We start from the raw sequence: 18771 nt of genomic DNA, 5'->3' as shown, positions 1-18771 counted from the left end.
TTAAGTTTGAAGGTATAACCGTGGACCAAGTTGTGTTGACTGACGACCGCTCGAATGATTCCAACACCCGAAATGACCGCCAAGACCTGATTGAAGATGGTTTGGCGTCGGGTTCGCTGACCAAAGCTGAATTGGCTGAGATGCTGTTTGACAGTTTGGGGCTGAACAAGCGGGAAGCGAAGGATTTTGTGGACGCATTTTTTGATGAAATCCGCAACACGCTGGAAGGCGGTGTATCGGTCAAATTGTCAGGCTTTGGCAATTTCCAGTTGCGCGATAAACCTCAGCGCCCAGGTCGAAACCCAAAAACCGGCGAGGAGATCCCCATTGCTGCACGCCGAGTGGTAACCTTTCATCCCAGCCAAAAACTTAAAGCATTGGTTGAATAAAGGGGCCTAACCTGCACAACAGCCGGGGTAAAAGTCGAGAATGATCCAGAAACCGCACGAATCCGAGAAAGTAGCACCCACCGCAAGCTTGCCGCCCATTCCGGCCAAGCGGTATTTCACCATCGGTGAGGTGAGCGACTTGTGCGGCGTCAAAACCCACGTGCTGCGTTACTGGGAACAGGAGTTCACCCAGCTAAAATCCATCACACGGCGCGGCAACCGGCGTTACTACCAGCACCATGAAGTGCTGTTTATTCGCCGTATTCGTGAGCTGTTGTATGAACACGGTTTTACCATCAATGGCGCTCGCAACCGCTTGGACCAGGAAAAAAATGGCCCTGCCAATGACCAGCCGTTGCCAGTGTTGATTGACCGTGAGGTTTTGAAAGAACAATTGTTGAATTTGCGCGCTGCGCTTCAAGACTAAGCGAAACACAGCTATAATCTCGCTTCTTCGGAATGTAGCGCAGCCTGGTAGCGCACTTGCATGGGGTGCAAGGGGTCGGAGGTTCGAATCCTCTCATTCCGACCAAATTGAAAAGCCCGAGTGTTGATTAGACGCTCGGGCTTTTTTCATGGACTGTTGTCTTCATTCCGCTGGGGCTCATCCCATCCGTTAAACATCTTTAACTATTAAATTAAGGGTGTTTTAACATTTCATTTCCCGTGATGGAACCCCATGCTGGACGGCGTAATCTGCAGGGTACTCACCCAAAATGCGGAGCCGGTTACACCATGTTGAATGCCTTGTTGATGGGTCGATGGACATTGGCCTGGGTTCTGGGGTTGTGTGCAGCGTTGGTGCAGCCAGCCCAGGCTGCACCTCTGACCCTTGCTTTGGCAGAGGTGGTGGGTTTTTATCCCGCCATTTTGGCCGCAGATCTGGGTTACTTCGCCAAAGAAGGCCTGGACGTTCGGGTGATTCGTTGCGTGAATGGCAAACGCTGTTTAAAGCACCTCATGGACGGTGAGGCCGACCTGTCCACCACGGCCGACATGCCCTTGGTGTTTGCAGCGCATCAGGGTAAAGCCTTCGATGTGGTGGCCACGTTGAGTACATCGACCAAAGACAACATCTTTTTTGTTCGATCAGATTCCGGTATTCAGTCTGTGCAGGACTTGAAGGGAAAACGGATTGGCTTTGTGGCAGGCACTTCAAGTCACTATTTCACGGACACATTCCTGAATTTTTACCGTGTGGATCCCGACAGTGTCCAAAAGGTGCAATTGGATCCAGCCCAAATTGAAACGCTGACGCGAGAGGGCCGATACGACGCCGCTGGCCTTTACGAACCGTTGGCCAGTCGTGCCAAAGCCGTATTGGGCGATCAATGGCGGGTGTTGCCCAATCCAAAGCTCTACACGCCGACGTTCAATTTAATCAGCTCGAAATCTGTATCGGATGCTGACCTGGTGAAGGTTCTGAAGGCGATTTCCAAAGCAACGGACTTTATCAACACCCATCCAGATCAGGCCAAGGCGCAATTGAAACAGGGGGTGTCGACCAGTGCGGCAGATCTGGTGTCCCTGGACCAATACGACTTTGATTTGAAGCTGTCCCAAACCCTGCTGAGTACGCTGGAGGCTCAGTCACGTTGGGCGCTGCGGGAGAAATTGGTGGACGCGAAGTCAGAACCGGATTTTTTGTCGTACATCCGTGTGGGACCACTGACGTTGCTCCACAAACGTGCGGTTTCTTTGATGAAGTGAGTGCAGATTGAAAATTCGACCCATGCTCATCAGTTTGTTGCTGATTGCGTTTGCCGCAGTGGGGTATCGCTTGACCATGTTGTACGCAGACCGGCAGGTGCAGCTGATGTTGAACCAGCAGCGGGAAGCCGTGGAGGTGATTTCGCGGGATGCCTCCGGGCTTTTGGTGCTGATGCAGGATTTCGCGATTCACCCGAGTAGCCGCCGTGCACTGCGGCAGTGGGACGCAACCCACCGGTCCATGCGTGAGGCCTTGGTGTTGTATGCCAGCACTGGGGATGTGTACCGCAAGCAAGTTGACGACATGCTGGAAAGCGCTGATGCGCTGCAGGCCATGCAGGCGCAAGTGAAGCAAACCCTGGACGATGGCGGGGCGAGCCTGCAAGGTGACCTGCGGGACACCTTGCTGGACCAATTGCTCAATGAGACCCGCCGCATCAGCGAGGCGGCGTTTGAATTGTCGACCGACCTGACACACCGTCGACAGTTGCAAAATGAAAGCCAGCGAAACCAAGCCTTGGTGGGGCAAGGCCTGTTGTTGCTGGTGATCTCGCTGTTGGCGGGCACCTTGTGGATGCGTGTGCTCAGGCCAATTGCATTGCTCAGCCGGTCTGCCCAGGCCTTGATCCGTAACCAGACTGGGGTGTTGTCGGGCTATCGAAGCCAAGATGAATTGGGTGAGTTGGCCGAAGTGTTTGATCGCATGATTGTCACGTTGCAGGCTCGAGAAGATTCTGCCCGGGAGGCCAAGGACCAAGCCGAACAGGCCAACCGTGCGAAAAGCGACTTTTTGGCCAACATGAGCCATGAAATCCGTACGCCCTTGAATGCCATCATCGGCATGGTCTACATGCTGGGATTTACCAAGCTTGACCATGACCAGCACAGTCAGCTGGACACGATTCACACCGCCAGCCAAAGTTTGTTGGGTTTGATCAATGACATTCTGGACTTGTCGAAAATCGAGGCGGGTGAGCTCAATCTGGAAATACAGCCATTTAGCCTGCAGCATTTGCTGGATGATCTGGAGGTGATGCTGGCGCCAGGTGCACGCCGCAAGGGCTTGAACTTGACGGTGGTGCCTGTGGGGGCCGCAGTGCCGCGGCTGTTGGAGGGCGATGCCAACCGGATCCGTCAGATTTTGATCAATCTGGCCAACAATGCCATCAAGTTCACCGAGCATGGTGGTGTCACTGTTTGCGCCAACCTCTTGAGTCAAACGTCCCATGAATCCAGCCCAGTGTGGGTTCGCTTTGAGGTTCAGGACACGGGCATCGGCATTTCTGCAGTGGATGCTGAAAAGCTGTTTACGCCATTTACGCAGGTGGACTCCTCATCGTCGCGTCGGCATGGTGGAACAGGGCTTGGCTTGTCGATTGTCAAAATGCTGACGGACAAAATGGGCGGGCGCAGCGGCTTGAACAGCGTACCGGGTGAGGGTAGTGTGTTTTGGGTGGAGATTCCGTTAACCGATGCTCAGCGTTTGTCGGATTTGTCGGACGAACGGACGCCGGTCCGGCATTTCAATATTCGTATTCTGGAGCCTGATCTGGCAGATCAGGACAGGCTTGAAACCATCGCGGCTGGATTTGGTTGGGCCGTGAAAGTGAGCACAACACCTGAGGCATTTGTTGCGGGTTTGGCCACCGACCTTGACGCTGGGGAGCGCGTTGACTGCTTGATGGTCGCTGAACAGTGTGGGCCTGTCGAACTGGGTCAACTGGTGGGTGATGTGGGGCGTCTATTTCAAGGACACATCATGCCGTATTGGGTGGTGCTTGGAGACCTGCAGACTGTTGAGCTTCAAGATGGTTTGCAAGCGCTGCCCCATGTGGTGCTGAACAAGCCCGTGTTTGCATCGGCCTTGTTCAACGCTTTAAACCGCCTGGTGACGCGCAACCAGCAGGATTTGGATTATTTGCTGAATTTCTCTGTACTGGATGTGAGCAATAACCTGTGGTTGAGCAGCCTGCATTTTTTGGTGGTTGATGACAGCCCGATGAATCTGGAGGTGTGCCGACGGATTCTGGAGAATCAGGGCGCTCAGGTGACCACCTGCGAATCGGGACATGCCGCATTGGCTCACCTGCAGGTCAATGCGCAGGCGTTTGATTTGGTGCTGATTGACATGCAGATGCCAGGACTGGATGGTCGAGAGACGACCCAACGTATTCGTGGGGAATTGAATTTGCACGATCTTCCAGTGGTTGCGTTGACTGCTGGTGTCATGACTGAGGAACGCGAACGCGCCATGCAGGCGGGTGTTAGCGGTTTTCTGGGCAAGCCGATTGATCCTCAGCAATTGGTGCGTTGTGTTCGAAATGCCGTGCAACGGTACCGCAGTGAACCATTGCCTGTATTGCCGCGGCAGCCTGTTCAGGATGTGGCGTCTTTGCAGTGGCCTACCTTAAGCGGTATTGATGCGCAGTCTGCTCAAATTCAACTGCAAGGCGATGAGCGGTTATTCCGCCAGTTGCTGATGCGTTTTTATGATGAATATCGAGACGCAAAAGCGGCTGTTTCGCAGCAGTTGGATGAAGCATCCAGGCCGGCATTGTTGGCCTATCTTCACAAGTTGAGAGGGCAGGCAGGCAGTCTGGGAGCGCACGCCTTGCGTGATGCCACGCAGGCGCTGGAGGAGTCACTTCAACGGGGTGAAGGGTCAGTCAAGCGTTGTCTTGAAAAGTTTTTCAATCGATTGGACGTGCTGTTGACCGCCATTCAGTCAGTGGCGTCGTTTGAAGCGGTCACTGTCAAACACAGCACGCACGGTGTTGATCTGGTCGTCTTGGCCCATCAGACCGATGAATTGTCGGTCCTGATTCAGAAGCATTCCATGTCAGCCCACAAGTTGAGTGAGGACATTGCAGACAGCCTTCGCGGCAGTGCATTGGAGTCGGTTTACAGTCCAGTGCATGCAGCACTCGACGATCTGAAATTCAAAGAGGCACAGAACTGGCTTGACGAGTTTGAACATGCCTTGAACCAACATCCGGAGGATGCATGACCCATCCCAAAACCCTGTTGATTGTGGATGACGCCATCACCAATATCCGGGTGCTCAATGGCATTCTGGAATCGACGTACCAGATTTGTGCTGCAACCTCAGGTGAGGAGGCTTTGGAGTTGGCGGCTGCCGTGCAAATGGATTTGGTGTTGCTGGATGCCAACATGCCGGACATGGATGGCTATGCTGTTCTTGAACAATTGCGCGCCAACCCGCGGTGTGCGCAATGGGCAGTCATCATGGTGACGGGGGATGACTCATCGGCCAGTGAATTGAGAGCACTGACCGCGGGTGCCTGCGATTTCATCGCCAAACCAGTGAACCCGTCGCTGCTGAAAATCAAGATTGAACGACAGTTGGCCATTCAAGGTTTGAACAGGGAGCTGGAGCGGCTCCGAAAAAGCCTGGCCACCCAATAAAGCACGCCTGGCTTTGCCCATTCACCAGGCAAAGTCATTTAGCTGACTGTGACCAGACCCGATGTGGCCCATAATCAAACCCATTATTTGTTTATTCACCACTTTCCTTGTATTGGGCCAACCATGATGACTCGGATCGCCGTATTTGGGGCTGGCAGCATTGGGTGTTATCTCGGTGGCTGTTTGGCTGCCGCTGGTGTCGATGTGACGCTGATCGGCCGTGACCGTATATTGCAGAACATTCGAACCCACGGTTTGACGGTGTCGGATTATCGAGGTCGCTTCCAGCGAGTGCCAGCAGATCAACTGGCCTTGTCCACGGACTACAGGCTGCTGTCCGAGGTTGATTTGGTGTTGGTGACTGTGAAGTCGGCTGCAACGCACCAGGCCGGTTTGGCGCTGGCAACCCATTTAAAGCCAGGAGTCCCTGTCATCAGTTTTCAAAACGGGGTCAGCAACCCAGAGGAATTGGCGGCCATGCTTCCAGAAAATCCAGTGCTGGCTGGCATGGTGCCCTTCAATGTGGTGGAACGCGAGAAAGCGACTTTTCATCAGGGCTCATCGGGTGAGCTGGAAGTGGATGAGGGCAGGTTACCCAGCGATGTGGAGTTGAGTTTTGAGTCTGCCAATTTACCCCTGCTACGCCGCCCCGACATGTTGGCCGTTCGGTGGGGAAAACTGCTGTTGAATTTGAACAATCCAGTCAATGCGCTGTCGGGGATTCCGTTGAAAGAGGAGTTGTCCCAGCGGGCTTACCGCCGCTGTGTGGCCTTGGCGCAGCGCGAGGCATTACAACTGATGCAGATGATGGGTATCCGGCCCGCCAAGGTGACGGCAGTGCCGTCCGATTGGTTGCCTGCCGCATTGGAGCTGCCGGATTGGCTCTTCACCCGTGCTGCAAAAAAAATGCTGGCGGTGGATCCTCTGGCCAGATCCTCCATGTGGGAGGACCTGCAGGCTGGGCGGCGAACCGAAATTGACTGGATCAATGGTGAAGTGGTGAACCTTGCCGAACGCTTGAATCAGAAAGCGCCAGTCAATGCCCGATTGATTGAATTGATTCGGGAAGCAGAGCGGCCGGAGGATCGCCGAGACTGGTCTGGGGAAGAATTGCTTCAAACCCTGACTGCTGCACGTCAGCAGGCGGCGCTGTCCTAATTCACAGTAACGGTGATGACCATGGCATCGGAGTAGCTGCCGGCCCGCACGAACTGCCCGGACGGGATGTGGATGAACGAATCTTGCGTGGTGGAAGCACAGCTGGCTAAGATGGCCACCGCACATTGCAGCGTGCCGCTTTGCGTCACCGTACCACCAGATCCGTCACCCAGGATGCTGGAGCTGGGGCTGCTGGTGGTGCGGATGCTGTAATTCAATTTGCTGTTGCTGTCTGTGGCGTGAACCAAGCTGCGTGCTGTTTGGTTGCCAGACGCACCGGCGCCGTATTGGATACTCCAGGTTTTCGTGGCCAGCAGCGTGAGTACACCAGTGCAGTCGATCACGATTCGACTGGCCTGCGCAGCCGAGGCGGTGGGTACGCTGTAGAGCACGGTGGGGTAAGACGTCAACGTGAATGAACAGCCACCCACCAGCGTAACGGCCAACGCTGGCCTTGGCGTTACACCCATCAACCCCAGCAGCAACAGCATCAATCCCAATTTATTGCGCACGGCCGTCCACCTTGTAAATGCCGGACAGCGCCGGGGATATTTTTAGGCGTATGGCGCCCATTGGTGAGTCCATGTCCACCGATTCCGGATTGACCAGAATTTGATTGTGCTGACCCACCAGCGCGCCGGAGTTCAGGTTGTTGATACTGACCTGCCCGTTAATCCGTGATTGCACCGCGCTATACCCCAGATCGCGGGCCGCTTGCAGCCCCTCCATGGCAACCAGGACATCGGCAGGGCTTGACGTGTCTTTGGGAAGCAAGCCCAGGATTTTGGGTTGTTGCCCATAATCCAAGCCCACAATGCCCGATATCGAGCCCTGTCCGCGCCCGGTGCTATCCAACTGGCCACCGAGCGAGATGTGCTGAAAATCGTGGCGAGTACGGGCGTAACTGAGTTGCTCGGACACCAGGAGAAAGCTGTCCCGAGTTTGTAGAAATCCATTGAGCGATTCCTGCCTGGCCTGCAAGTTGCGCGCATCGCCAGCATTGGCCTTGGAATAGGACAGTCCTCCCAACAACGGGTTGGGTGAATTGAAGCCACGGGCATCCAGTGCCATGTTGGCGTTAACGCCACAGTACTGGAGTGAAGCATTCAAACCATCCCGGCCTGTTTTACAATACAGGCTCATATACCCGCCATGGTAAAGTTCGGTGCGAAAAAATCGGGACACGGTGTATTCGAACTCAGGGCCTTGTAGGGCGCACATATAACCCACTCGCCAGCCGCTATAGGCTGAGTCGGGCTCGGCAGGTGAGCCTGCGCTTAATAGCCAGCGTGGATCCAAAGAAATTCCAATTTTCGCGGGCCCCAGTGCTTTTTCCAGATACAGCAGTTGGCTGCCGTGAGCGTACCCGATTCGCTGAACACCTGGACCATAGGCAGTTTCGGTCTGGTAGCCAGCACTTAAAAAACCGCCGCCCAACATGCTTCGAACGGCAAAGGCCAATTCCGTCGGTTTGATAGCTCGCATGGTTTGTAAAGCGCTGACTGGAGCCATGACCTCACCGGGGTGAATGTTGACTCGTGCGCCGGCCTGCACGGTCAGGGCTTGTGTAACTCCTTTTTCAATCTGTGCCTGGGCTGCCCAATGGTTCAATCGAGTATCGCGGTATAGACTGGCTGCACCTTCCCAACGTCCTTTGGGTTGCAGTGCCTGACTAAAGAAAATATTGCGATTGACTTGAACCAATTCACCCTTTTCATTTCGGTAAATGACAGCCACCTGGTTGTTTCCTTCTACCAAGGGTACGTTGTAGATGCTGACATCACCGGCTTGAACAGGCAAAGTAACCCGTGGCTGGTTGTTAACCAGAACTGTCAGCTCAGTGTCGGAAACCAGCCGTCCGCTGAACACCTGAACATTGTTTTGGGCCAGGCGGGATGATTTTCTCCATTCAACACCCTGGCCCAGCGATGAGGCCAATGGACCAGCATCGGTGACCATCTGACCGATACGCCATTGGCGAATGGCCACCGAAGAGCTGAATCCAAACTGCTCGGAATCCAGGCGATAAAGGTTCACGTAAGCTTGGCTGATGCTGCCCACCTGGCTCGCATTGAACTGAACACCAGGCCTCTGGTTGGCCATCAGTTCATAATTCAACGGATGATTTTGCGAGCCTGACACCAGTTCATAGTTCAGAATGGCTGTTCGGGGGCTGGGCAGATCGTATCCCTCCAGGCGGGCATTGCCATAACTTTGGCTCACCCGTTGAGCCTGGTCCTGAACGTTGAATAGCAGTTTGTCCGCATGATATTGACCGCACCATAGGTCACCCTGGTCAGTTTGTAGCAAGTGGGGCAGGGCACCGCATTCGGTTGGCTGTGCTTCCCGGATTTGATGGCTGCTCACTGTGCTGGAGACGCCATCCCGGTAGCGGATTTCAACGATGTCCTGCTCGCTCAGCACCGATGCTTTGCATCCGATCATCCAGCCCAGGACAACCATGGCAACGCAGACCTGGCGAGTTTTTTGGCGCATCATCGCGTATTCCGCTACCCATGCTTAAAACAGGGAGCCCAGCACGGATTGTTGTGTCTTGACCTTCAGGCCTAGCCGAAGACGGAATTCCAGTTGACTGCTGCTGGCCGTGCTGTTGTCGACTGTGGGCATTTCGGTGAAGTACAGCAGGCTATGTTCAGTGATGTCCTGCAAGGGGCAGTTGTATTGCAGACGGACGGTTTGCGAACCGTTGGGCGGCAGTGTGATCTGGCGTGGCGATACTTTGTAGCAGTGTGTCAGCGCCGGGTCGCCGGCTTCCACGGTAAACAGCCGGGTTTGGTTGCTTTGATTGCTCAATTCCAGATGAGCAAAACCGGTTTTTGGATTGATCATCACGGCGGTGGGAGCCACCGAAATGCCAAAAGCATGTGCAATCCCGAATGAGCAAGTCAGCAGCAAACCAGCGGTCCATCGAATCCTGTGTGTGGTGTTCATGATCACTCCTTAAGGGAATGTGACGGTGATGACCACCGAGTCGCTGTAGCTTCCCTGTTTGACACCCCACTGCGCAGAGGGGATTTTTCCTACCACTGTGAGGTTTTGGCTGGCACCTGTTCCCGTGGAAGACACCACCCCGGCCTGTCCTGGTGCTTGCCAAACGGTGGTTCCATCGCTTTGGTACAACTCGTAATTCATATACACGGTGTTGTCGGTGGCGTGCCGCAGGCGGCGGGTACTGCCGCTGGCATAGGTACCCAGGCCCAGGCCAACGTTGTAGGTGGTGCCCAGTGTGCAGCGAACCTGGATCACGGTGTTTTGGGTGCTGTCCGCTGCCGGTGTGTAACTGCCCAAATTCAAACTCACCGTGGTTGCACCCAATTCGCAATAGTCGGTGACGGTGGCTGAAACGTTAAGGGTGCCGGTTGTGGTGGCAGCCATGCTGGATTGGCCGATCAGCATCGCGATCAATGCAGTCAGCTTTGCAACAGTTTGTTGCCAGGTGGTGTGATGTGCCCGAGTTGCCATGATGAGACTCCGATCATTGGTGAACTGTCGAGTCGACTGATTGTTAATCGACTCGCATTTAAACTTTAACGATTTGAACGCAAGTCAATCCATGCATATCCGGGCAAAAAACCCCTCATTTAGGGGTCATGCTTTTGGAGGGGGGGTAGGCTTTACGAATCTTTACGCGATAGACAGTAGGCAGGCAGCGCAGATTCAACGTTAATACGCATAGGTACCAACACGGTATCCATCACATCAATTTAACGCTTAGGAGTTTTTGATCATGAAACTGAAAATGCTTGTAACCGGCCTGATCGCAGCAGCAGCTTTCCCTGTGTTGGCGCAAACCCCAGCGGCTGGTCAAGCGCCTGCTGAAAAACCTGCGGCCAAACAAACCCACCAGGTCAAGAAGCACACTGCCAAGCACAGCACCAAACACCACGCCAAAACTGCTGCCAAAAAAGCGGCAGAGTAAGCTGTCTCGCTGATCGCAGTCGATCAAAAGATACACACCGCACGAGGGCCTGGACACTGGGGTGTCCAGGCCCTTTGTATTTCTTTAGCCCCAATTTCCTCGCCCAATCAACCCGCTGACCCACCATTCAAACCGATTTGGAGGATTTCCTCCGATTTCGAAATTGACGGTGGTGATGGGTGTCGAGTGAAACGGCACACATCCAAATTGTCACTCCCCCAAAGGATTTAAAACTTTTCGTCTCAAATCTGGCACATATCAAGGTTCCAATCTTGGGTGGTCCCATGCTTTTTTTGCGTCTGTTCAATTCAGAATTGTTTCGACCATTGAGTGCTCACAAAGCGGCATGGTGGGCTTTGCTGGGGGTTTCAGCCGCCATCAATCTACTGGCTTTGGCACCCTCGATTTACATGCTTCAGGTCTACGATCGGGTAATGGTCAGCCAAAGCACAGAAACCCTGTGGATGCTCACCGCCTTGTTGACAGGCGTGTTGGCGATGAGCGGCGTGCTTGAGCAATTGCGTTCTGCCACCTTGATTCGGCTTAGCAACGCATGGGATGAAGATTTTTCGAGTCGCCTGTTCCGCATGGCGGTGGACAGTGCGGTGCATACCGGTGGCTCGGGCGCGCCCTCGCAAGCGCTGCGTGACTTCGCCAACATCCGACAGTTTGTGACCAGTCAAGGCGTATTGGCCGCGCTGGATGCGCCCTGGATCATCGTCTATCTTGCCGTGTTGTTTATGTTCCATGGCTGGTTTGGAATTTTTGGTGTACTGAGCATTGCCGTGTCTGTGTTGCTTACACTTATCAACAGCATCACTAGCCAAACCTCGTTACACCAGGCCAACAGCCATCAAATCAACAGTGCTTTGGCGGCTGACAGTGCGTTAAAGAACGGCGAATCCATTGCCGCCATGGGTATGCACAACGCACTGGAACAACATTGGTTGGCCGTCCACCGGCGGTTCCTTCAGGCACAAACCCAAGCGTCCGACATGGTGGGCTTGTGGGGCGCAACCTCTAAAACATTTCGTGTGCTGGTTCAAAGCCTGGTCCTGGGTCTGGGCGCTTGGCTTAGCCTGAAAGGGGAATTATCGGGCGGTCTGATGATTGCTGGCTCCATTTTGTTGGGCAAGGCCCTGGGCCCGCTGGACATGTTGATTGCCGCCAGCAAGTCATTCTCCGGCGCTCGGGAGGCTGCGCACCGTCTCTTGAGCTTACTGGAACAATTTCCTTCACCGAACGTCACCTTAACCTTGCCTGCACCCACACCCCATCTGCGCTTGGTGAATGTTTATGCAGTAGCCCCTGGCCAGCGGGAATGGATCTTGAGAGGCATCAACCTCCAAATACCCGCGGGCAGCGTGCTGGGGGTTATTGGCCCCAGTGGTAGCGGCAAAACAAGTTTGCTCAAGGTTCTTGCGGGTGTTTGGCTAGCGGCTGAAGGGCGTGTTTTTTTAGATACAGCCGATTTGCAGCACTATGGCCGCGAGCAACTCGGAAGCATCACCGGCTACCTTGGCCAGCACGTTGAATTATTCGAAGGCACGGTGGCACAAAACATTTCCCGCTTTCAGCGCTGCGAGGACGCAGACATCACATCGGCTGCAGCCGCTGCGGGTGTGCACGAGCTGATCGGTCAACTGCCTCACGGTTACTCCACAATGCTTGGCCCAGCGGGGCATGGTCTGTCGGGTGGCATGCGGCAACGCATTGGACTGGCGCGTGCGTTATTCAAAGGGCCTCGCCTATTGCTGCTCGACGAGCCCAATGCCAGCCTGGACAACGCTGGTGAACTCGCCCTTATCAAAGCGATTGCAACCCAGCAGCGGCAAGGCAGCACCGTGGTGCTGGTTACACACAGGCGTTCCATTCTGCAGGCCTGCACATTACTGCTGGCTATGGAACGGGGACAGATCAAACATGTCGGCCCTGCGGCGGATGTGTTGAAACAGCTGCAACCACCACGCCCCATGGGTTCCGTTCAAAGCAGTCTTGAAGCGATATGAATACTCTCAATTTAAACGCAGCCCCCACAGCCAGTGCGATCGACACCGACGTGCAACGCTTCACCCGTCGATGCGTCTTGGTTCTTCTAATCGGTGTGCTTGGTTTCTTCGCCTGGGCAGCGTTTGCTCCACTGGGGCAGGGCGTGTCGTTGGCTGGTGTGGTCAATGTGCAGGGTGAACGAAAAACAGTCACACACGCAATCGGCGGGGTGGTCAAGTCGATTTCTGTCCGAGAAGGCGACCGAGTGACAAAAGGACAAGTACTGGCCCACCTTGATCCCACCATGGCGCAGGCCACTGTGGATGAGCTCGGATTGCAACGGCTTAGCTGGGCAGCCCGGCTAAGTGCGTTGGGAATTGCAGTGCCAGCTGATGGGCCAAGCGATCTGTTGAGCAATCCATTTTTTCAGACACAGCTGCGCACCGAGCAGGCCACCCAATACAACAAAGCCGCAGCACTACATGCAGAACTCTCGGGCTTGCAACACGCTATAGACACAGCAATTGCCAGTATTCAAGCCATTCAGAAGGGCATGGATGCCAAGCAAGATCAACTCGCCCTACTGGATGCTAGGGTCAGTAAGCACAAGTCGTTACAGGCATCCGGATTCATGTCGGGCAATGCTGTGGCCGATTCTGAATTGCAACACGCAGCCATTCGGGTGGCGATTCAAGATGATGTCCAAAAAATAAGCCACTACAGAGGCCAAGTTGCTGAGGCCAGAACGCGAACAGCGCAACTGAAAGCGCAGTTCGAAGCCGAACAACAAGCGGGAATTGGCGAGGCAAAAAGGCAATTTGCCACACTGAGTGAGCAATACGAAAAAGCCCGATTTGAACGCCAGCAAACGGTGATTTACAGCCCGGTGGATGGTTTTGTACTGGGTTTGAAGCTGTTAACGGAAGGGGTTGCCATACCAGCGGGCGCACATTTGATGGACATTGCTCCTGCACAGGGGCAACTTGAAATTTCTGGCATGCTGGCACCTCAGTTTCGGGACCAAGTGCGCAGCGGCTTAACAGTAACAGTGCGGTTCTCGGCTCTTCAAACCGCAAAAACACTGGAGCTGCGTGGCGTGCTTGGCACGGTGGGGGCCGACGCGCTGCCCGACCCCAAAACTGGCCATGGCTATTACCCCTTGAAGGTGATTCTGGACGAAGCTAACCAGGCTGAACTAAAGCGTCATTACATCGCCCCAGGCGCACCTGCGGAGCTTTTGATAAATTCAGGCCAGCGAACATTGCTGAGCTATTTGCTACGGCCTTTGGGGGATAAGTTTTTTCATGCGCTGAAAGAGTATTGATGTATGCAGCGGTTTGGTGGTGTTGCCATGGAAAAAGTGAGAAAACGCAGTATCGGTCATTACCTGGTGTTTGCGTTGCTGGCCTTGCCGTGTTTAATTATCGGCGGTTGCGTGGTGATGATGGGCACTGTCCTGCGCGATTACATGTTCGGCCCAACACCACCGGCCATGGCCTTGGCCAGCATCAGCACCCAAGATGTTGTTGGAAACCTCAATGGCATGCCGATCAAAATCCCCCGGCACATGGCAGAGGATGTGGAATATGTTGGCGACCCTGGTTGGGGGGAAAGGCGCAAAGGGCCTGTGCCTGAGCGAACCTATGACTCGGCGCTGAAAAGCTTCGGTGTCACGTTTCGTTACCCCGACATGGCCACACTGTCGAGCATTGAGCTGCGCGATGACAAAAGAAAGAAAAGCATTTTCAGCACAGACTGGATCATGTTTGGGGTGAGCTCACCGAGTCTAATCGACTTTCCTGAGCGATATTACCGCTACAAGATGGAGCCAAATTCGGTATCCCAAGGCACTTACTACCAGCCCATGCAGGGTAAAAAATTTGGTTTAACTGGGTATTTGTTGGTCCGCAAAGCCACTGGTCTACCGCCAGACCCCATGCCCACCGTGGTTGAAGACACCCTGTATGTGGCTTACAGCAAGAATGGCAGTTTTAAAGCTATGATCAATTGCAGCACGGTGCAGCATGCGGCAGCGCCGTGCCGCCACGGCTTTAACCTGGCGCAAGCAGGTGGCCCCAGTGTGTATGTATACGCGAGGTACCGCATAGGCATGCTGCCACACTGGGAAGATATACAGGAAAAAATCACGCAGATGATTTTGGGGTTTAAGCTCAGTCCTGTTTAACGATTCGGGGCATCAAATGCAAGGTTTTTCGAAAGATCATTATTTAGTGCCTCCGCGCCGGTTGCAATTAATCCAATTCAACCGCCCCATTAAATAAATAACAATTGAATCTAATTTTTTTAACCAAAACAATCTCCAAATTGATTTTTAATTAAAACCTCGGAAGCAGGAGTATTCGTGAACTACGTGAAATGGTTGAGGCGCGCCGGACTCTTTCTTCTGATGGCTCTACTCATATTTATCGCCTGGTTTGGTCATCGATTTCTAGATCCTTTTGATCGGATGGTTTTAGTTAGCCAATCATTACAAAAGGCAAGCGATGGATCATTCTATTTAGAGCGTGAGTTTGAAGTAAGAAAAGAATGGTCTTATGAGGTTGTAGTGCGCTTTTCAAGAGACCAAATTGTTCGCGACAGCGAGGTATCTTCTAGAAAATTGGATGAGCATGCAGGATATGTGGATTTTGAATTGTATGAAAAAAAACAATCCAACTTGCCCACTCTTGTTTCATCCAGCTCAAACCATCTGATACGAATTAGTGGTCGCAGCACTCTCTCATTATCCAACACATTTGCATACTGCAAGCTCCACCCCGGCATCTACAAGCTGAAAATACGTGTATTCAATATTAATGAACCACTCAACAGAAGCCAGGTTGGATTGTACTTTGGCGCACCCGATCTTTTGAAATTTGGATACAACCCATCAACAGGAGTAATACCCCGATGCCGATACTCATAATCAAGGTTGCAGAGCCCAATGCCCCAATCAAAGATTCAGACCCATCAATCGCCGGTCACGCTTGGCTGTCCCTTGAGAAAGAGGGAGTTTCTACTCAATTGATTGGTTTTGGTAGAAATGAGGGGCATTATTTTATTGGCAAGACATATAATGATGACGATACGCGATACCAGGAGTATCACCAACGGCGGTTAGAGATTTCAGATGAACAATATCAAAAACTAATCGACTTTTATAACAATCCTCCTGCGTATGGCTTTGACTCATCATCCTACAACGTCCTCACCAACAGTTGTGTTGATTTTGTGTGGAAGGCATTGGAAGTTGCGGGTTTAAATCCATATGGTTTCGAAGGAAACCCCGTTCCAATTAGTAACTTGGGGGCATTGAGCGCATTGCCTTACTTCACCTCTTCATTCGGTGGAGACCCAGCCACTGGCCTTCCATGGCCAAATGACACCTTCGATTCCATCCGCTCCGACTTTCAGCGAATCACCACCGTGGGCTCACCGATTAAACCGATGTGTGGTTTCAAACCGATTTGATGTACACCAACAACCTGGATCGGGTTGCTGTGTCACCCGAAGTGGCGGGCATGCTGTACCTGCGCGGTGCCGGCAACCTGGCCGACCTTCACCAGGCCATGATGCGTGATGGCAGTGGTACTGGAACAGGCGCATCAAAATCATCGGTTGCTGGAACCTAAACCGCATTTGTAATACACAGAGAAAACTGTGTTCGGTATTGGTGTTGCCATGGAAAAAGTGAGAAAACGCAGTATCGGTCATTACCTGGTGTTTGCGTTGCTGGCCTTGCCGTGTTTAATTATCGGCGGTTGCGTGGTGATGATGGGCACTGTCCTGCGCGATTACATGTTCGGCCCAACACCACCGGCCATGGCCTTGGCCAGCATCAGCACCCAAGATGTTGTTGGAAACCTCAATGGCATGCCGATCAAAATCCCCCGGCACATGGCAGAGGATGTGGAATATGTTGGCGACCCTGGTTGGGGGGAAAGGCGCAAAGGGCCTGTGCCTGAGCGAACCTATGACTCGGCGCTGAAAAGCTTCGGTGTCACGTTTCGTTACCCCGACATGGCCACACTGTCGAGCATTGAGCTGCGCGATGACAAAAGAAGGAAAGGCATTTTCAGCACAGACTGGATTATGTTTGGGGTGAGCTCCCCCTACCCAAAGGAGTTTCCGGAGGGGCATTACAAGTACAAGATTCAACCCAATTCGGTATCCCAAGGCACTTACTACCAGCCCATGCAGGGTAAAAAATTTGGTTTAACTGGGTATTTGTTGGTCCGCAAAGCCACCGGGCTGCCGCGAGATCCAAGCCAAGCGTACATCGACGACACCCTGTATGTGGCTTACAGCAAGAATGGCAGTTTTAAAGCCATGATCAATTGCGACACGGTGCAGCATGCGGCAGCGCCGTGCATCCACGGCTTTAACCTGGCGCAAGCAGGCGGCCCCAGTGTGTATGTGTACGTAACGTACCGCATAGGCATGCTGCCGCACTGGGAAGATATACAGGAAAAAATCACGCAGATGATTTTGGGGTTCAAGCTCAATCATGTTTAACGATTTGGGGTATCAAATGCAAGATTTGCCTAAAGATCATTATTTAGTGCCTCCGCGCTGGTTGCGATACACGCTTATTCATGTTCCGCTTTTAATGATTGCATGTGTGGCCTTGTTTTGGCCGGCACACTCCTCGCCGTTTGGGTTGGATTTCACAACATCATGGTTGGTGGAAAATATCCCTCAGGTACAGAATCATGTTAAAAGGTCTAGCTTTCCTCATGCCACAGCCGCATATGCGGTGCTTTCAACTTACCTTTTGTTTCCAAGTTTTATAGGAAATTTTATTACTCCATTTTTTTGGGTTTCTTTTGGATTTGATTCTCGATTAAATAAAAAACCCATCCCAAAGTTTAAATTTATTTTGGTGGGCTGGGGTTTAATTTTTTTTGCGATGACTTTGATCATTTTATTATATGACTCCCCGGCATACAACGCTTTGAACATTTTTCCGGTTTCAGATAACAGGGTGGCATTGGCAACGTTAGGCCTCGCCCATCTATGGCCAACATTGACAGGAATAATGCTTTTTTCTTCATATTTATTTTTTTCGCTAATGCATACAAAATTTCAAAAAAAAGTAGAAAGGACCCTGGAAATAAATAATATGAAAAACCCACCTAATTTTTATTCTTTATTCTTTTAGGTTAACATTGAAATATTTATAATTTAAAAAAAATTTTAAAACGAGAAAATTCTTTTACTCAAATCAATCAGGGCGACATTGTTATTTTTGAAAGGTGAAATCAATGGCTTGGAATGATTGGAGTGGATTGGTAATCCCCCCATTTTTAACTGGGACGGATTTAAGCGGTCAGTGCAACGCTTCTTCAAAAACCTCTGATGGCGTCCTGAAACCTAGTATCTTTCTTGGTCTGTTGTTTAGTTTTTCTGCAATTTTGTCTAGGTCATGTTGCGAGAACACAGCTAAGTTTTTTCCTCGAGGGAAGTATTGTCGCAGTAGACCATTGGTGTTTTCGTTGGTACCTCGTTGCCAGGGACTACTGGGGTCACAGAAGTAGACTGATATTTTTGTATCACTAGAAAATGTCTTGTGCGCTGACATTTCTTGCCCTCGGTCCCAGGTCAGACTTTTCAATACAGAGACTGGCAGCTTGGTCATTTGTGAGGTCAATGAGGACACAACCGAACCCGATTTCTTATCCGAAAGCTTACAAAGCAAAGTGAATCTCGACTTACGTTCGACAACTGTCGCAATTGCGCTTGTAGTCGTTCCTACCAATAAATCACCTTCCCAGTGTCCGGTGACTTCACGACTCTCAACTTCTTTGGGCCTATCGTGAATGGGTACTGCTTCAACTATCTGGCCACGCTTGGTAATGCGGTGAGACCTAGCGTGGCGAAACATTCTCCTTGTGCGCAGGTGTTTCTTCAATTCTTCCCGGAACACATTCCGTGTTTGAATGTAAAGCGACTTGTATATCGTCTCATGAGAAACATACATCGAATCCGTGGTACCAGAAAGGCTTTTGAGTCGCCCTGAAATTTGTTCCGGTGGTAATACCCCCAGCAAATAAACGGGATCGGAAGTAGAATTTTCAACCTTAGAGGAAGAGAGTTCTGCAATGAAACAATCAAGATTTTCTGACAGCCAAATCATGGCAATCCTGAAGCAAGCGGAGA

General features: G+C 52.3%; 19 protein-coding genes, 1 tRNA gene and 1 pseudogene. 16 read left to right on the top strand and 5 right to left on the bottom strand.

Annotation, left to right across the window (positions count from 1 at the left end; translation table 11 throughout):
- Positions 1-113: 113 nt before the first annotated feature.
- The 7 genes and pseudogenes from NQT62_RS11750 to NQT62_RS11720 all read left to right on the top strand — a co-directional run.
- Positions 114-389: pseudogene (locus tag NQT62_RS11750) on the top strand (integration host factor subunit alpha); the annotation flags it as partial.
- A 40-nt stretch (positions 390-429) separates the two neighbouring features.
- A complete protein-coding gene (locus NQT62_RS11745; RefSeq protein ID WP_256764911.1) occupies positions 430-816 on the top strand; it encodes a MerR family transcriptional regulator in 387 nt (128 codons plus the stop codon).
- Between the two features lie 28 nt (positions 817-844).
- A tRNA-Pro gene (locus NQT62_RS11740) sits at positions 845-921 on the top strand.
- Positions 922-1124: 203 nt separating this feature from the next.
- Positions 1125-2099 (top strand): ABC transporter substrate-binding protein, encoded by a 975-nt coding sequence (locus tag NQT62_RS11735; protein ID WP_256764910.1) that lies wholly within the window; start codon positions 1125-1127, stop codon positions 2097-2099.
- Positions 2100-2106: 7 nt separating this feature from the next.
- Complete coding sequence (locus NQT62_RS11730) at positions 2107-5106, top strand: HAMP domain-containing sensor histidine kinase (RefSeq protein ID WP_256764909.1); 3000 nt, start codon at positions 2107-2109, stop codon at positions 5104-5106.
- Positions 5103-5525: a response regulator gene (locus tag NQT62_RS11725; protein WP_256764908.1), complete on the top strand. Its 423-nt coding sequence runs from the start codon at positions 5103-5105 to the stop codon at positions 5523-5525. The genes NQT62_RS11730 and NQT62_RS11725 overlap by 4 nt, the downstream gene beginning before the upstream one ends.
- 126 nt (positions 5526-5651) lie before the next feature.
- A complete protein-coding gene (locus tag NQT62_RS11720) occupies positions 5652-6683 on the top strand; it encodes a 2-dehydropantoate 2-reductase (RefSeq protein ID WP_256765185.1) in 1032 nt (343 codons plus the stop codon).
- Here NQT62_RS11720 and NQT62_RS11715 read toward each other — a convergent pair.
- From NQT62_RS11715 to NQT62_RS11700, 4 genes are read right to left on the bottom strand one after another with little or no spacing between them, the layout of a single operon-like run.
- Positions 6680-7195, bottom strand: a complete 516-nt coding sequence (locus NQT62_RS11715) for a spore coat protein U domain-containing protein (protein ID WP_256764907.1) — start codon at positions 7193-7195, stop codon at positions 6680-6682. The two genes, NQT62_RS11720 and NQT62_RS11715, sit on opposite strands and share 4 nt — an antisense overlap.
- Positions 7185-9182: a hypothetical protein gene (locus tag NQT62_RS11710; protein WP_256764906.1), complete on the bottom strand. Its 1998-nt coding sequence runs from the start codon at positions 9180-9182 to the stop codon at positions 7185-7187. Before NQT62_RS11710 ends, NQT62_RS11715 begins: the two co-directional genes overlap by 11 nt.
- A gap of 21 nt (positions 9183-9203) precedes the next feature.
- On the bottom strand, positions 9204-9635 hold the full coding sequence (locus NQT62_RS11705) for a fimbrial biogenesis chaperone (protein WP_256764905.1): 432 nt from the start codon (positions 9633-9635) through the stop codon (positions 9204-9206).
- A gap of 9 nt (positions 9636-9644) precedes the next feature.
- Entirely contained in the window at positions 9645-10166 is a 522-nt protein-coding gene (locus NQT62_RS11700) for a Csu type fimbrial protein (protein WP_256764904.1), read from the bottom strand.
- Positions 10167-10431: 265 nt separating this feature from the next.
- Here NQT62_RS11700 and NQT62_RS11695 point away from each other — a divergent pair, with 265 nt between their 5' ends.
- The 9 genes from NQT62_RS11695 (at position 10432) to NQT62_RS11655 (ending at position 17773) form a co-directional block, all read left to right on the top strand.
- On the top strand, positions 10432-10623 hold the full coding sequence (locus tag NQT62_RS11695; RefSeq protein WP_256764903.1) for a hypothetical protein: 192 nt from the start codon (positions 10432-10434) through the stop codon (positions 10621-10623).
- A 284-nt stretch (positions 10624-10907) separates the two neighbouring features.
- A complete protein-coding gene (locus NQT62_RS11690; protein ID WP_256764902.1) occupies positions 10908-12632 on the top strand; it encodes a type I secretion system permease/ATPase in 1725 nt (574 codons plus the stop codon).
- Entirely contained in the window at positions 12629-13936 is a 1308-nt protein-coding gene (locus NQT62_RS11685) for an HlyD family type I secretion periplasmic adaptor subunit (RefSeq protein WP_256764901.1), read from the top strand. Before NQT62_RS11690 ends, NQT62_RS11685 begins: the two co-directional genes overlap by 4 nt.
- A 27-nt stretch (positions 13937-13963) precedes the next feature.
- Positions 13964-14797 carry a hypothetical protein gene (locus NQT62_RS11680; protein WP_256764900.1) on the top strand — a complete coding sequence of 278 codons (834 nt, stop codon included), beginning with the start codon at positions 13964-13966 and terminating at the stop codon, positions 14795-14797.
- Between the two features lie 177 nt (positions 14798-14974).
- On the top strand, positions 14975-15538 hold the full coding sequence (locus NQT62_RS11675; RefSeq protein WP_256764899.1) for a hypothetical protein: 564 nt from the start codon (positions 14975-14977) through the stop codon (positions 15536-15538).
- Positions 15523-16083, top strand: a complete 561-nt coding sequence (locus NQT62_RS11670) for a carboxylesterase family protein (RefSeq protein ID WP_256764898.1) — start codon at positions 15523-15525, stop codon at positions 16081-16083. The genes NQT62_RS11675 and NQT62_RS11670 overlap by 16 nt, the downstream gene beginning before the upstream one ends.
- Complete coding sequence (locus NQT62_RS11665; protein WP_256764897.1) at positions 16083-16244, top strand: hypothetical protein; 162 nt, start codon at positions 16083-16085, stop codon at positions 16242-16244. The genes NQT62_RS11670 and NQT62_RS11665 overlap by 1 nt, the downstream gene beginning before the upstream one ends.
- A 49-nt stretch (positions 16245-16293) precedes the next feature.
- Complete coding sequence (locus tag NQT62_RS11660) at positions 16294-17127, top strand: hypothetical protein (RefSeq protein WP_256764896.1); 834 nt, start codon at positions 16294-16296, stop codon at positions 17125-17127.
- A complete protein-coding gene (locus NQT62_RS11655) occupies positions 17120-17773 on the top strand; it encodes a hypothetical protein (protein ID WP_256764895.1) in 654 nt (217 codons plus the stop codon). The genes NQT62_RS11660 and NQT62_RS11655 overlap by 8 nt, the downstream gene beginning before the upstream one ends.
- 168 nt (positions 17774-17941) lie before the next feature.
- Here the strand turns inward: NQT62_RS11655 and NQT62_RS11650 are convergent.
- Positions 17942-18771 (bottom strand): IS30 family transposase (locus tag NQT62_RS11650; RefSeq protein ID WP_256764894.1); only part of this gene is annotated, 830 nt, incomplete at its 5' end.

The organism is Limnobacter humi, assembly GCF_024518835.1.
GTDB classification, from domain to species: domain Bacteria; phylum Pseudomonadota; class Gammaproteobacteria; order Burkholderiales; family Burkholderiaceae_B; genus Limnobacter; species Limnobacter humi.
Note: the sequence above shows the minus strand (reverse complement) of the source record. Positions and strands in the feature narration are given on the sequence as shown.